Here is a 14,653-nt window from a genome sequence, read left to right as displayed (position 1 = left end):
CCGCCTCCGGAACGCACATTCCAGTTACTGTGCGTTCAGAGTTTCCGGCACACTGCAGCCAGTTTGCTGTTGAAGGGTTCCTCCCTAAAAGCATGGGCACCCCCCTATTTAGCTAATGCTCACTGCTCCTCGAGCAGCATCTTCAGCTCGCGCACCCGCCGGGTGATGGCGTCGCGGTCCATGTCCCGGAACTGCTGCGGCAGCAGTTCCTTGCTCGTGCATTCCTGCACCGCCACCAGGTTCTGCAGTTCAATCTCCAGCGGGTAGCTCGGCGGCAGGAAGTCGGCGAGCACCGCCTTCAGGTCCTCCACCGTCACCTTGTCGCGCCCGTCCGCCAGTGCGCGGAACTTCGAGCGCACCATCACCGCTTCGATGTCCGCGCCGCTGAAGTTGCGCGAAGCATCCGGCATCAGCTCCGCGAACGACGGCACGTCCACCTCCACGCCCGTCTTCTTCTGCATCACCTTGAAGAGGTGGTTCCGCTCCTCGTCCGTCTGCGGATAGAAGAGCGCCAGGTGCTCCTCCGCACGTCCCTGCCGCTTCAGGTCGATGGGCAGCAGGTCCGGCCGCGCCGTCATCAGGAACCAGACGATCTTCCCGCGGTACTGCGTGTTGCCCATGAAGGAGGCAATCGTGCCGAACACGCGGCTGCTCGTCCCCGAGTCGCCTCCCGAGTCCCGGTTCCCCAGGAACGTGTCCGCCTCGTCCACCATCACCGCCACCGGCCACAGCGCCTTGAGCAGCGTGAAGATGCGCTCCAGGTTCGACTCCGTCACGCCCTGCCACTGGCTGCGGAAGTTCAGGAACTTCACCGCCGGAATCCCAATCTCTCCGGCGAAGCTCGTCACCATGAACGTCTTGCCCGTGCCCACCGGCCCACTGATGAGGTAGCCCATCGGCATCACCTCGTTGTGGCCTTTCTTCAGCGCGTTGGCCGCGTGCCGCAGCATCTCCTTCGCCTTCGCGTGCCCCGCCACCGCGTCCAGGTTGTGGACCGGCTCGATGAACTCCAACAAGCCGTGGCACTCCGCCTGGATGAGCTCCTTCTTCTTCTCCTTGAGCAGCTCCGTCGTAATCCGCACGTCGCGCTCGAGCGCCTCGGTCAGCACCCGGTCCAGGTTGATGCGCGACAGGCCCGCCGTCATCTTCGCCAGCGCCGCCAGCGACACGTCCGACACCGACTGCAGCCGCTTGCCCTCCAGCTTGAAGCGCACGTAGTCCAACCGCTCTTCCTCGGTCGGCAGCGGCAGCTCGATGGGCGCCACGTACGGGTTACGCGCGATGCGCGGCGAGATGTCCGCCAGGTTCTCCGCCAGCAGCACCACGGAGATGTCGTTCGACAGGAACTGCGGGTCGTGCGCCCACTTGTCCAGCGTGGCCACCACGAAGCGGTCCTCCGCCGACAGGTGGCTCATCTCTCCGCCCGGCACCAGCGTCTCCGCGAAGTCGATGACCAGCGCCATCGACTTGCCCTCGCTCAGCCGCAGCCGCAGGAAGTTCTCCAGAATCTGGAGCGCCCGACCTGGGTCCCTCGGCAGGCTCTTGGCGTAGTCCGTGCCGTAGAGCGCGTCGTAGCCCGTCATCGCCCGCTGCAGGTCCTTCTGCGTCTCCGGCGCCGAGGCGCGGATGCCCGAGGACCGGTCGTAGAAGATGACGTGGTCCCGCCCGCCGAACAGCTCCTCGGCCAGGAACGTCTTCAGCGTCCCGTAGCCCCGGGTGCCATCCTCCACGGTGATGGGCTGCAAGTCCCGCACCGCCCCGTACAGCAGGAAGGTGCTGACCGTCTTCGTGTAGTACTTCTGGGCCAGCTTCTGCGCCCAGCGAGGCAGATCCGAGAGCGGATCCGACTTGTTGCCCTTGCGCGTTTTGGTCGTCACGGACGCACGTCCCTCCGCCCCTCTCGCAGGGGCCCCCTTGCCCGAGCAGCTCGGGCAGTCTCGGCTACTTGCAGCCGGGCTGCTTCTTCAAGGAACCCTTCACCAACGCCGGGGACTCTCCGGACGTGGAGGGGTTCACGGGCAGCTCGGCATCCTCGAAGCACTTCATCTTCAGCGTCACCTGCTTGACGCCGGGCGGCAGCTTCACCACCGCCGGGGTGACCGCCCCCAGCTCCTGCCCCCGGGCGAGGATGGTGGCACCCGCGGGCTCGGACTCCACCCGCACCGCCACCTCCGCCGCCTCCAGCTTCGCCGACACCTGCAGCGGCTCGCCGCCCGTGGGCGTGGGGAACTTCTGCTGGAAGGGCCGGAAGCCCGGAGCGCTCACCACCACCTCCGACTCCGCCGTGGCGGGGATGTCCTTGACGAACACGTCCCGTCCACCCTGCGCCCGGACCACCTTGCCGTTTACCTTCACCTCGGCGTCCTGCGGATCCGTGGAGAGCACCAGCGACATCGTCCGCAGCAGCGGCTCCATCGCCGGCCGCACCGTGGCCACCTGGTTGCCATCCTGGACGATGATGGTTTGCGTGAAGGGCTTGAAGCCCTCCGCGTTGACCATCACGATCACCGGCCCCGAGGGCATCTGCTGCAGCACCATGCCGTTGGAGACCGGGAAGGCCTCGGCGTTGAGCGTCACCTGTGCGCTGGAGCGCACCTCCTGGGGCAGCTCCACCATGACGAAGCCCACGGAGGGCGAGCGCAGCAGGAAGATGCCCAGCACGACCAGCACCAGGAACACCACCCCGCCGATGCCCGCGAAGAGCACCGTCTTGTTGGGCCCCGCGGCCGGCGGCGGCACCCCGGGCGGCTGCGCCTCGACATGCTGCGGCCGAGCAGGCGGGGGCGCGGGCCGGGGCGTTCCTCCCGGTCCGGCCTGGCCCAGCACCGGCGGGCCTCCGTGAGGACCTTCCGGACGGGCGATGCGGGGCAACCCATCTCCCGGCGGCCGGGCACCCGGGCCCGGGCGGACGACGGGCGGCAGCTCACCCGCCGGCTGCACCGCGGGCATGGCGAACACCGAGGGGCGCACCTGCACGTTGGGCGAGGGCGTCACCACGGGGATGTTCGACAGCGACGCGCGCGGGGGTACCGACTGCGGCGGGCCGATGACGGCCGTCTTCCCCGTCACCGGGGGCTCGCCCTCGTCCAGGCCCACGGACTGCGACTCCAGCGGCGTCACCTTGCGGCCTACGCCCGGCTGGGTGGTGGGCTCGTCCGAGTCGTTGAAGTACTCGCTGGAGTCCACCAGCATCGTCGCCACGCCCTCGTCATCCTTGGGCGGAGGCGCGGCCGCGGCGGCCGTCAGCTTGGGCAGCGCGGTGAGCGAAGGAGTGCGACGCAGGTCTCCGCCCACCGTCACCGGCTGGACGGCGGGCCGAGGAGGCTCCACCGGCATGACCGGCGGCGCGCTCACAGGAGGCAGCGTCGGCGAGGAGCCGCTGAAGCCCGCCTCGATGGCCGACAGCATGCCGTCCGGAGGCTTGATGCCGGCGTACTCCGCCAGCCGCTGCTTCTCACGCTCCACGTCCTCGGCGAACGTGGACTTCATGTACTGCATGAGGTCCTTGCGGCCGAAGATCGTCTCGCTGGTGATGAGGAAGCGCTGCAAGTCATCGCCCAGCTCGCTGGCGTACTGGTAGCGCTCGTCCACGTCGCGCGCGAGCGCCTTGAGGACGATCTTCTCCAGGTTCTCCGGAATCTTGCGGTTGTACGTGGACGGCGGCGCCACCTCCGCCTTGCGCACCTTCTCCAGCACCGAGAAGTCGCTGTCGCCCACGAAGAGCCGCTCGCCCGTGAGCATCTCGTAGAGACACACGCCGATGGCGAACACGTCCGAGCGCCGGTCCAGCGGCAGGCCGCGGATCTGCTCCGGGCTCATGTAGCCGAACTTGCCCTTGAGGATGCCCGCCTGCGTCTTCGTCGCCTTTCCGGCCGCCTTGGCGATACCGAAGTCGATGACCTTCACCTCGCCCTCGTAGGACACGAGGATGTTCTGCGGCGAGATGTCACGGTGGACGATGTTCATGTCCTGGCCCATGCCGTTCTTCTTGCGGTGGGCGTAGTCCAGGCCTTCGCACATCTTCGAGACGCAGTAGGCCACCAGCGGAATGGGCGCGGGCTCACCCTTCTTCCGGCAGCGGTCGAAGATCGCCCGCATGTCCTTGCCGGGGATGTACTCCATCGCGATGAAGTAGCTGCTGGCGATCTGCCCCAGCTCGTAGATCTGCGCGATGTTGGCGTGGGTCAGCTGGACGCTGATCTTCGCCTCATCGATGAACATCGTGATGAACTCTTCATCCTCGGCGATGTTCGGGAGAATCCGCTTGATGGCGACGAGTCGCTCGAATCCTCCCGCGCCAAAGGCCTTCCCTCGCCACACCTCGGCCATGCCGCCGATGTTGATGCGGTCCAGAAGAAGGTACTTCCCAAATGGGATGGGCTGCCGCTTCGGTTGAGTGGTCGTCACGAGATTCGAGTGTCTCGGGGTTTGGCCCTGGAGCCTAGCGATCGCGGCTCCATAGGGTCAACCACGGGGAGCGACAGCTTGGAGAGCGGGGAGGCAGGCCCAGGGGGCTCAGGGCTCGGCGCCGCCGTCCAGGCCTACACCGGCCTCGCGGAAGGGTTCCCCCTCGGGGGTCAGCCCCTCCGGCTCCAGGGGTTGGACGAGCATGAAGCGCACCTCTCCCCCCACCGAGAGCACATCCGGGGTGCCGAAGCGGCGCTCCGCGGGCAGCCCCACCAGGGTGATCCACGCCCCCTTGCGCTCGGGTGCCACACAGTAGATGAGGGTGCCCGGCTGCAGCCCGGGAGCCGAGCTCACGGGGCCCTCGCAGTCCTGGCGAACCTGGAGGGTGAAGCCCTGCGCGGGCTGCCCCCGGATGAGGTAGGGCGGGCGACCGAGCTCACCCATCAGGGAGCTCAGCAGCGCGGGGTCCGCGGGCACGGAGTCCCGGGTCGCCCGCTGCTGGGCCTGCTCGGAGAAGTACTGCAGCGACATGCTCGCCAGGTCCGTGGAGCCCAGCGGCATCTTCCGCTCCGCGAAGACCAGGTCCACGAAGAGCGCGCCCACCAGGACGATGGGCAGCAGCCGGTAGCCCTTGAAGGTGTCTGTCCGCCGTCGCAGCAGGCCCCACAGTCCCACACACAGGGCGAGCACCGTGAGGGTGAGCACCACGGCAGGGCGGCCGACCGAGGGCGGCTCGGTGAAGGCGGAGACCTCGGCCGTGCGGGCGCGCAGGCCGTCGGACAGGTCTCCTCCATAGAGCCAGGCCAGCAGCAGCAGGGAGATGCCGTTGGCGAGGAGGGTCTTTCGAGAGGGGAGCGTCATCCGGCGAGCGTCCGGGCAGGGTCCATGGCGGCGGCGCGGCGGCTGGGGAAGTAGGCCCCGGCGAGCGCGGCGAAGAGCCCGAGCGCCACGCCGCCGAGCACCACCGGCCACGGGAAGGAGAAGAAGCTGTCGGGCTTGAAGGGAAAGTCGGGCAGGTAGCGCGTCGCCACGCGGTTGATGACCAACGCCATCCCGAGCGCCACCCCGGTGCCGATGGCGCCTCCGAGCAGGCCCACCACGCCCGCCTCCGCCAGGACGATGTTGCGCACATCCGAGCGCGAGGCCCCCACCGCCTGCATCACGCCGATCTCCTTGGCGCGCGCGCGCACCGAGGCTGACAGCGCGTGGGCGATGTTCACCGCCGCCAGCACGCAGATGAGGATGGACAGGAGCGCCAGCGCCGAGGTGGTGAGCGTCACCGCCGCGCCCGCGTTCTCCGCCAGCCGCCGCTCCTGGTCGTCGATCTCCAGGCCCATCTCCTTCACCGCCGAGACGAGCCGGGGCACCTCGGAGGGGTCCGCCGCCACCAGGGTGACTCCGGTGAACGTCTCGGCGTCCACGTTGGCGGAGCGGTTGAGACGAATGGCCGTGTCGAGCGGGATGGTGATGCCGGCCAGCAGCGCCCGGTCCGAGGCCCCCACCACCTGCGCCTGCGAGGGAATCGTCGGCCCCGCCGCGGGCTGCGCCACGTACGAGCGGTTGAACTCCACCGGGAAGCCGAAGCCCACCAGCATCTGCGAGGAGAGCTGCGGCAGCTTGCGCGCCGGGGCGAAGGTCTTGTTGTAGATCTCCAGGAGCCGCGTGGAGATGAGCGCGGGGATGGGCTGATCCGGCCCCAGGTCCTTGAACTCTCCGAGCTGCACGTCGCCGGAGACGAGCCCTGGGTCCACGCCCACGGCCAGCACCTCCATGCCCATGCGCAGCCGGGAGCCGAAGAAGGCCCCCTCGTAGCGGCTGACGGCGGGCACGCGCACGTTCATCTTCCGGTACACCTTCTCCACGCCGGGCAGGCCCGAGAGCCGCTCCACCATGGCGGTGTCCAGCTTGCCGCCGCCGAACAGCGAGCCGAGCGACACCGCCGGCGGCACCACGTCCACCAGGCTCGCGTCCGTGGGGAAGATCTTCTCGCGGATGACGCGCCCCACCCCCAGGCCCAGGCCCACGAAGAAGACGAGCGCCCCCACGCCCATGGCCACGCCGAAGGCGGAGAAGAAGGCCCCGCGCCGCTCGCGCGCGAGGCTCAAGCGCACCAGCCGGGCCAGCGCCGAGAGCCTCATGGGGTACCTCCCGAGGTGGCGGCGCGCGCGGCGGGCGTCTCCTCGACGAGCCGGGCCTCCTTCAGCCGCAACACCCGCCGGGCCGCCGAACTCATGCGATCCTCATGGGTGACGGCCAGCACGGTGAGCCCCTCTTTGTGCAGCTCGTGGAAGAGCTGGATGACACCCGCGCCCGTGGCCGCGTCGAGGTTGCCGGTGGGCTCGTCGCACAGGAGCAGCTTCGGGCCGCTGAAGAGCGCCCGGGCGATGGCCACGCGCTGCCGCTCTCCGCCCGACAGGCGCACCGGCGCGCGGTCCTTCTTGGCCAGGAGCCCCACCCGGTCCAGCATCGCCTCGGCCCGCTTGCGCTCGTCCACGCCCGCCGCGCCGAAGTGCGAGGGCATCAGCACGTTCTCCACCGCCGAGAGGTTGGGGATGAGGTGGAAGGACTGGAAGACGAAGCCCACGTGCGTGTTGCGAAAGCGCGCCAACTCCCGGTCATTCAGGCCGCGCAGCTTCACCCCGCCCACCTCCACCTCGCCGGCGTAATGCACGTCCAGCCCGCCCAGCAGGTGCAGCAGCGTGGACTTGCCGCTGCCCGAGGGCCCCACCACCGCCACGAAGTCTCCCTGCTCCACGTCCAGCGACAGGCCGTCCAGCACGCGCACCTGCGTGCCGTCCCCATCCACGTACTCCTTGACGATGTCGCGCGCGCGAATCACTGGGCACTCGGGGTCGGGTTCTGCGCGGGCGCGGGCGCGGGCGTCAGCTTCAGGGACAGCTCGGCCTGCAGGGCCTTGTCCTTCTGTGACAGGTTCAGCGTCACCGCGCGCAGATCACTGGTGGCCTCCAGCCAGCGCTCCGTGGTGGCCTTGATGGCGAAGCCTCCCACGCCCCAGGCCTCGGACGGCAGCTTGCGCACCGACTCCGCCAACCGCTGCAGGTCCAGCACCACGGCGAACACGGGCTCCTTCACCGCGTCCCGGAGGTCCGCCGCCACCGGGCTCTCGCCGGGCTTGGCCGCCAGGCTCGTGAGCGCCGCCTCGAGCCGCGAGCGCGGCGCGGCGAGCACCAGCTTTCCGCCCACCTCCGCGAAGTGCGCGCCCTCCCCCGCCCGGTACTCGGTGAGGTACACGCGCTTGCCAGCCACGTCCTCGGGCTTCACCTGCGCCCCGAAGTTGCCCGCGATGCCCGGCACCTTCTCCAGCGTGGCCTGGGCCTTCGCCGCGTCCTTCGCCTCGCCCACCACCATCAGGTGGACGTAGCGGAACGGGCTGGTGCGCCGGATGTCCAGCGCGGGCAGGCCGCTGCCGAGCTGCACCGTGGGCGCCAGCGCCACGCCCGCCGAGAGCCCGCTCTGGAGGTTGTCGAGCACCTCGCCCCGCAGGTCAAAGCCGCTCTGCTGCACGGCGCGGGTGATGTACGGGCCCACGAGGTACGGCCACACCTCGCCCAGCGTGGCGGGGTCGCCCCGGTAGCGCGCCACCAGGAAGCTGTCCTGGGGCAGGTAGCCCAGCAGCTCCGGCCCGTCCTTCGGGGCGAGCGGCGCCAGCGAGGCCTTCGTGTCCGGCCAGGGCGCATCCATGCGCAGCGTCACCGCGCGCTCTTCAATCTGCCCGGCCAGGGTGAGCCCCTCCACCGTGCCCTGGGGCAGCATTCCCCTGCCGCCCGGGAGGTAGACGTGGAAGTCGCGGTCCTTGGGCAGGCGCCCCAGCGAGGCGGCCAGCACCGGCTCCTCGGAGAGCGACTGCTCCACCGGCTGCGCGGCCAGCACCGGCAGCCGCGCCACCGCCGTGCCCGGCGCCACCAGCACGAAATCTCCCACGAAGAGCAGGCCCAGGGAGGGCTCCGTCGCGCCCTTGCGGCTGAACGTCACCAGCGTGCCGCCTCCAGCCTTGTCCTCCTTGCGCTCGGGAGCACCGAGGCGGTTGCGCGCGAGGTTGGCGAAGGTCTCCTCCAGCTTCTTCGCGTCCTTCACACCCAGCACGGAGAAGGCCTGGTTGTCCGCGAGGAACGCCGCCCCCGCGCCCTTGCCCGGGTCGATGCCGGCACCCTCCATGGCTTGCCGGCTGCGCAGGTCCACGCCCACCTGCCGCATCACCGCGGTCACGTAGGCCTCGGCGGTGGTGAAGTTCTGCAGCTGCGCCACGAAGGAGGCGATCTTCAGGTTCTGGAAGCGCGCCAACTTCTCGCCCAGCGTGCCCAAGTCCGGCACGACGATGGCGGCCTGCGCATCTCGCGGCAGGTAACGCTCGACGGTGACGGGCTTGCCGGGCAGTCCCGCGGGGCCGCCCTCCTTGCCACAACGCGAGCAGCCGGCGAGCACGACGAAGAGCAGCAGGGACCAGGACCAGGCGCGGCGGAGCATGGGGGCGGAGTGCAGACGGACCCGGGGCCAGAGTCAAATTCTTCCTGACGAAACCGCTCGATATTCACGGTGGGCGGCTTGTTCATGTCTGGACACGCTGCCAACATGGCCGGATGGCCCGCGCCCTGGCGGCCCTGTATCCCTCGCCGCGCGCCGCCACCTCTGGGAGGGAGTCACACCATGCGTCAGTTCTTCTCGGCTCTGGCCAAGGCCCTGGCCTGCCTGCTGCTACTTGCGTCCGCCGTCGCGGAGGCCACCACCGTCAAGGTCTTCTACGACGTGGGCTGGGGCAACCGGATTGCCCTGCGCGGCAGCAAGGCGCCGCTCAACTGGAACACGGGCGTCAACGCCACGTGGAGCACGGGCAACGTGTGGACGTACACGTGGGCCGACTCCGTGGGGGATGTGGAGCTCAAGCCGCTCATCAATGACGCGACGTGGTCGGTCGGCGCCAACTACGTGGTGAAGGCGGGCACCACGGTGAGCATCTACCCGTTCTTCCAGTCGCGGGCGGGCACGCTGGTGAAGGTGGCCAACTTCAGCTCTCCGCAGCTGGGCAACACGCGCACGCTGCGCATCTACCTGCCGCCGAGCTACTCGCTCAACCCGCTCAAGCGCTACCCGGTGCTCTACATGCATGACGGGCAGAACCTGTTCGAGGCCTCCACGGCGTTCGGCGGGGTGGAGTGGCAGGTGGACGAGACGGCCAACGCCCTCATCAACAACGGGCAGATGGATGAGGTGATTGTCGTGGGCATCGACAACGGCGGGGCCAACCGCATCTACGAGTACACGCCGTGCTGTGATCCGCAGTACTCGGGCGGCGGGGCGAACGTGTACGAGCGCTTCATGCTGGACACGGTGAAGCCGTACATCGACCAGAACTACCGGACGCTCACGGGGAACAAGAACACGGCGCTGATGGGCTCTTCGCTGGGCGGGCTGGTGTCGACGTATATCGGCCGGCGCAACCCGGGGGTGTTCTCGAAGCTGGGCGGGCTGTCGAGCTCGTTCTGGTGGAACAACCAGATGCTGCCCAAGGAGGTTGAAGCGGCAACGGCGAAGGTGGCGGTGAACCACTACATCGACGCGGGCACGAGCAGCGACGGGCTGACGGAGACGACGCGGATGCGGGATGCGCTGGTGGTGGACGGCTACGTGCAGGGCAAGGACCTGTACTACTACGTGGCGCAGGGAGCCGGGCACAACGAGGCGGCGTGGGCGGCGCGGCTGAGCATCCCGCTGAAGTACCTGTTCCCCTGGCAGAGCACTGTCTACTGAGAGGGACTGGGTGAGGAGCGGGCTTCTCCTGGGGCTGTGTCTGCTGTCCGCGGCCTGTGCCACGGACAGTGGACAGTTTCGCGGCTCGGAGACGACGGACACCGGCGCGCGCGTCGTGCTGCTTGCTGCCTGGGGAGGAGGCTACCCACCATGAGTGTTTCCTGGGAACCCTATCTCCGAGAAGTGCCTCCCGAGGTAGCGCCTCATCACATCCAGGCACTGGAGCAGCGGTGGGGGATCACTCTCCCGGCCGAGTACAAGCAAGTAGTCTCCAAGCACCAAGGCATGACTCCGACACCCTCCCTCTTCAATATCGGGAGAGGAAAGAACGTGTTCTGTGTCTTGCTGACCGTGACGCACACTGAGCAGCGGGACTCCTATTCCGTCTGGAGTGGGTACGAGAGCCTCCAGCGCTACATGCCCCCTGGCATCTATCCTTTCGGAATGACTTCTGGAGGCGAAGCCCTCTGCTTTGACTATCGGGAGAGCCCTTCTTCCAGTCAGCCCTCCATCGTCCTTGTAACGGTCGAGGGAGACCTGCACCGCATCGCGGGCAGTTTCGCGGACTTCCTGGACAACTTGCATGACTGAACCAGCTCCGCCCCGGCTCGTCTTCCATGAAGTTACCGCGAAGCGCTGGCCGGACTTCGTGCGTCTCTTCGAGCGCAGGGGCGGACCCAAGAATTGTTGGTGCATGGTGTGGCGGGCCAAGGGCGCTGAGTCTCGCAAGACCGACAAGGTCAGCCGCAAGGCCGCCATGGCTCGCCGCGTGCGCGGCGGCGTACCCGTCGGGCTGCTCGGCTACGTCGAAGACGAGCCCATGGCGTGGTGCTCCATCGCCCCGCGCGACACCTATCGGCCCCTGGGAGGACCGGAGGAGCCCTCCGACCCCGAGGCCGTGTGGTCCATCGCCTGCTTCTTCATCCACCGTGAGCTCCGAGGACAAGGCGTGATGCAGCAGCTCCTCGACGCCGCCATCGCTCACGCCAAGGCCCGGGGCGCCTCCATCCTCGAGGCGTACCCCGTGGACCCGGACTCTCCCAGCTACCGCTTCATGGGCTTCGTCTCCACCTTCCGTGAGGCGGGGTTTCGCGAAGTCGGTCTCGCCGGAACCCGCCGCCACGTGATGCGCCTGAAGCTCTAATTCCCCTGCTCGCGCAACCAAAGCGGGTAACCCGTCTGCGCCTCCCTGCGCGACAAGGTCCCACACAGGGGGCCTGAATCGGACCGAGCGTGCCGGACTATCCTCTCTCAAGCGCGGTGCCCCCCAGCTCCGCGCAAGCACCCGAGGCCCGAGACCACGATGACCGAGAGAGCACAGCACGGCTTCCCCATGGACATGAACCCGGCGACCGACTCCCCACGAACGGGGCCCGTTCATCGGCTCTTCCAACAGCAGGCGGAGCGAACTCCCTCGGCCATCGCCGTGGAGTGCGCGGGCCGCTCCGTCACCTACGCGGAGCTGTCGAGGCAGGTACACGCGTTGGCCTCCCTGCTGCGGCGATGGGGCGTCACCCGGGGCAGCCGGGTCGGCCTTCTCCTCACTCCGTCGATCGACATGCTGGTGGCGATCCTCGGGTGCCTCGAGGCCGGCGCGGCCTACGTTCCCCTGGAGCCCCTGCGGCCTCCGGACTACACGCGGTTCGTCGTCGAGAACTCTGGCGCCTCCGTCGTCCTCACCGAGCCCGCGCTGGCCGATCGCCTGCGCGCACTGACGGTGCGCCGAGGCTTCCTCTCGGAGCTCGCCCAGGAGCCCCAGGAAGTCACGCCGGTGGACGCCGGCCTCTCCCCGGAGGACCCCGCCTACGTCATCTACACCTCGGGCACCACCGGCAACCCCAAGGGAGTCCAGGTACACCACCATGCGCTCGCGAACTACGTCGGGTGGGCGCGGCGGCTCTACGGAGGCTCCGAGAGCCCCGCCTTCCCGCTGTACTCCTCTCTCGCCTTCGACCTGACCGTGACGTCGATCTTCGTCCCGCTGATCAGCGGCGGGAAGATCGTCATCTACCCAGGCGCCTCGGCGGCGGCGGCCTTGATGGACGCCCTCGAGGACAACCGCACCGACACCGTGAAGCTCACCCCGAGCCACCTCTCGCTCGTCACCGCGCGCAAGTACCCCGGCAGCAAGGTCCGGCGCCTCATCGTCGGTGGCGAGAACCTGGAGACCAAGCTCGCCCGGCAGGCCCTGGAGAGCTTCGGGCCCCACCTGGAGCTCTTCAACGAGTACGGCCCCACCGAGGCGACCGTGGGCTGCACCGTCCATCGGTTCGATCCCCGCTCGGACCTCCAAGACTTCGTCCCCATTGGCCGCCCGGCGGCGAACTCCCTGGCGTATGTGCTGGATGGCGCCCTGTCCCCCGTCCCAGAGGGTGTCACGGGGGAGCTGTACCTCGCCGGCGACTGCCTGGCCCTCGGCTACCTCGACAATCCCGAGGCGACCCAAGAGCGCTTCCTCCCCTCCCCTTTCGAGCAGGGGCAGAGGATGTACCGGACGGGCGATCTCGCGCGCTGGCTGCCCGGCGGTGTCCTGGCCTTCGAGGGCCGCAACGACACCCAGGTCAAGTTCAACGGACACCGGGTCGAGCTCGAGGGACTGAAGAGCCTCCTGAACCGCCACCCCGACGTGCGTGACAGCGTGGTCCTGCTCCACAAGGACCCCAGCGCGCTGGTGGCCTACTACGCCTCGGAACAGCCGATCGATGCGCCCGTGCTGCGGAGCTTCATGGGTACGCAGCTGAGCCAGGAGCTCATCCCCCAGTACTTCGTCCACCTTCCCCAACTGCCGCTCACCGCCAACGGCAAGCTCGACTCCCACGCGCTGCCCAAGCTCGAGGAGGTGCGGGGACGGATGCGGAGCATGTCCGCGCCCCCAAGCACTCCGACCGAGACGCAGCTCGCGGCGATCTGGAGCCGAGCCCTGGGGCTGACGGAGCTCGGCGTCGATGATGACTTCTTCGAACTCGGCGGACACTCGCTGCTGGCCAACCAGCTCATCCTGCGGATCCGCGAGTCGCTCGGCGTGGACCTGAACATGCGCAGCATCTTCGAGAACCGCACCATCGCCACGCTGGCCCGGAGCATCGAACGCACCCGCGCCAGCGCCGAGGTCCGCGTGGCCACGAGCGCGGAGAGCGAGCCCCTGCCCAAGTTCGTCCAGGGCCTGGACACCCTCCTCCAGGCGAAATCCGCGCCCGGAGTGGCCTCGAAGAAGAGCGACGAAGAGAACCTCGTGCTGGCCGAGTCCATCACCGCCGTGGACGGGCGCGTCGGTGAGTTCTACAGCCGCTTCCCCTGGCCGTGGAACTCCTCCAAGTTCGACACGCTGGTGGACCCCGAGTTCGAGCGGCTCATGGTGAGCCAGGAGGTGGGCGACTTCCACCACACGGCCCTGCCCCGGGAAGCCTCCATCTGGGTCGCGGGTTGCGGCACCAACCAGGCGCTCCTCACCGCCCTGCTCTTTCCCAACGCGCGGGTGCTCGGGACGGACCTCTCCACGAAGTCGATCGAGATCTGCGCCGCCAACGCCGCCGCGCTGGGCGTCACCAACCTCGAGCTGCGCTTGGAGAGCATCAACGACGCGCCCTACGAGAGCCAGTTCGACTTCGTCGTCTGCACGGGCGTCATCCACCACACGTACGAGCCGGCCCATGCCCTGGGCAGGCTGTCACGGGCCCTCAAGCGTGACGGGCTGATGGAGGTGCTCGTCTACAACCGCTTCCACCGGACCATCACCAGCGCCTTCCAGAAGGCGATCCGGCTGATGACGAAGGGGCTCCAGGACACCGACTACGCGCTGGCCAAGCGGCTGGCCGCCGGGTTCGCCGTCGACAACACCATGGCGCGCTTCATCAGCCGCCACCGCGACTGGGAGGAGTCCGACTTCGCGGACCTGCTCATCAACCCCGTCGAGCACAGCTACACGGTGGACTCCCTGGCCGAGATGGCGGGCGGGTGCAACCTGGAGCTCGTGCGCCCCTGCATCAGCCTCTATGCGAGGTACCGCGCCGAGAGCATCTTCTGGGAGATGTCCTTCGCCGACCCGGAGATCCAACGCGTCTACGACTCCCTGGAGGACCTCGACCGCTGGCGCGTGTCGAACCTGCTGATGCACGAGAAGTCACCCATGCTCTGGTTCTACCTGCGCCGCCAGGACGCCCAGACGCCGCGCAAGACGGAGCGCCAGCTCAATGACGAGTTCCTCCAGACGACCTTCGAGCGGGCGACCACCCAGCAGCGGAGCTACATCCGGGGACAAGACGGGCGCTTCCGGCTCTCACCGAAGTCGATCGCCCACCCCTCCTCCGCGCCGGAGGACTCCGTGAAGGCCCTCTATGAGCGCTTCGAGACACCCCGGGTGATGGGTGAGGTGTTCGCCGAACTCGGGCTGGAGCCACGCTTCGGCACCGTCCAGCGCGCCCGACTGCACCTCACCACCCCGGCCTTCCCCTACCTCAGGGCCGTGGCCCGGAGGACTTGA

At 68.6% G+C, this 14,653-nt stretch carries 10 protein-coding genes; 4 read left to right on the top strand and 6 right to left on the bottom strand.

Features of this window, described 5'->3' with window-relative positions:
* Positions 1-119: 119 nt before the first annotated feature.
* From SYV04_RS19270 to SYV04_RS19245, 6 genes are all read right to left on the bottom strand, one after another.
* The gene (locus tag SYV04_RS19270; protein ID WP_321547297.1) at positions 120-1,877 is read right to left on the bottom strand and encodes an ATP-binding protein; all 1,758 of its coding nucleotides are present in this window, start codon (positions 1,875-1,877) and stop codon (positions 120-122) included.
* A 64-nt stretch (positions 1,878-1,941) separates the two neighbouring features.
* Positions 1,942-4,407 (bottom strand): serine/threonine protein kinase, encoded by a 2,466-nt coding sequence (locus tag SYV04_RS19265; RefSeq protein ID WP_321547296.1) that lies wholly within the window; start codon positions 4,405-4,407, stop codon positions 1,942-1,944.
* Positions 4,408-4,515: 108 nt separating this feature from the next.
* Complete coding sequence (locus SYV04_RS19260; protein WP_321547295.1) at positions 4,516-5,268, bottom strand: hypothetical protein; 753 nt, start codon at positions 5,266-5,268, stop codon at positions 4,516-4,518.
* Entirely contained in the window at positions 5,265-6,545 is a 1,281-nt protein-coding gene (locus SYV04_RS19255; RefSeq protein WP_321547294.1) for an ABC transporter permease, read from the bottom strand. Before SYV04_RS19255 ends, SYV04_RS19260 begins: the two co-directional genes overlap by 4 nt.
* Entirely contained in the window at positions 6,542-7,246 is a 705-nt protein-coding gene (locus SYV04_RS19250) for an ABC transporter ATP-binding protein (protein ID WP_321547293.1), read from the bottom strand. The genes SYV04_RS19255 and SYV04_RS19250 overlap by 4 nt, the downstream gene beginning before the upstream one ends.
* Positions 7,243-8,892 (bottom strand): hypothetical protein, encoded by a 1,650-nt coding sequence (locus SYV04_RS19245; RefSeq protein ID WP_321547292.1) that lies wholly within the window; start codon positions 8,890-8,892, stop codon positions 7,243-7,245. Before SYV04_RS19245 ends, SYV04_RS19250 begins: the two co-directional genes overlap by 4 nt.
* 180 nt (positions 8,893-9,072) lie before the next feature.
* On the opposite strand from SYV04_RS19245, the gene SYV04_RS19240 reads away from it, so the two are divergent.
* The 4 genes from SYV04_RS19240 (at position 9,073) to SYV04_RS19225 (ending at position 14,653) form a co-directional block, all read left to right on the top strand.
* Positions 9,073-10,173, top strand: a complete 1,101-nt coding sequence (locus SYV04_RS19240) for an alpha/beta hydrolase (protein ID WP_321547291.1) — start codon at positions 9,073-9,075, stop codon at positions 10,171-10,173.
* Positions 10,174-10,323: 150 nt separating this feature from the next.
* Positions 10,324-10,764: an SMI1/KNR4 family protein gene (locus SYV04_RS19235; protein WP_321547290.1), complete on the top strand. Its 441-nt coding sequence runs from the start codon at positions 10,324-10,326 to the stop codon at positions 10,762-10,764.
* Positions 10,757-11,317, top strand: coding sequence for a GNAT family N-acetyltransferase (locus SYV04_RS19230; RefSeq protein ID WP_321547289.1), 561 nt, complete (start codon positions 10,757-10,759; stop codon positions 11,315-11,317). Before SYV04_RS19235 ends, SYV04_RS19230 begins: the two co-directional genes overlap by 8 nt.
* Before the next feature lie 159 nt (positions 11,318-11,476).
* Entirely contained in the window at positions 11,477-14,653 is a 3,177-nt protein-coding gene (locus SYV04_RS19225; RefSeq protein WP_321547288.1) for an amino acid adenylation domain-containing protein, read from the top strand.

The sequence above is a fragment of the Hyalangium ruber genome, from assembly GCF_034259325.1.
Lineage (GTDB): Bacteria > Myxococcota > Myxococcia > Myxococcales > Myxococcaceae > Hyalangium_A > Hyalangium_A rubrum.
The sequence above is the reverse complement of the archived record's forward strand: the minus strand, read 5'-3'. Positions and strand labels throughout refer to the sequence as shown.

Bases quoted from the DNA above. Each gene is read 5' to 3' on its own strand.
- SYV04_RS19245 (WP_321547292.1), bottom strand. From the start codon at position 8,892: ATGCTCCGCCGCGCCTGGTCCTGGTCCCTGCTGCTCTTCGTCGTGCTC.
- SYV04_RS19235 (WP_321547290.1), top strand. From the start codon at position 10,324: ATGAGTGTTTCCTGGGAACCCTATCTCCGAGAAGTGCCTCCCGAGGTA.
- SYV04_RS19240 (WP_321547291.1), top strand. From the start codon at position 9,073: ATGCGTCAGTTCTTCTCGGCTCTGGCCAAGGCCCTGGCCTGCCTGCTG.
- SYV04_RS19225 (WP_321547288.1), top strand. From the start codon at position 11,477: ATGACCGAGAGAGCACAGCACGGCTTCCCCATGGACATGAACCCGGCG.
- SYV04_RS19255 (WP_321547294.1), bottom strand. From the start codon at position 6,545: ATGAGGCTCTCGGCGCTGGCCCGGCTGGTGCGCTTGAGCCTCGCGCGC.
- SYV04_RS19230 (WP_321547289.1), top strand. From the start codon at position 10,757: ATGACTGAACCAGCTCCGCCCCGGCTCGTCTTCCATGAAGTTACCGCG.
- SYV04_RS19260 (WP_321547295.1), bottom strand. From the start codon at position 5,268: ATGACGCTCCCCTCTCGAAAGACCCTCCTCGCCAACGGCATCTCCCTG.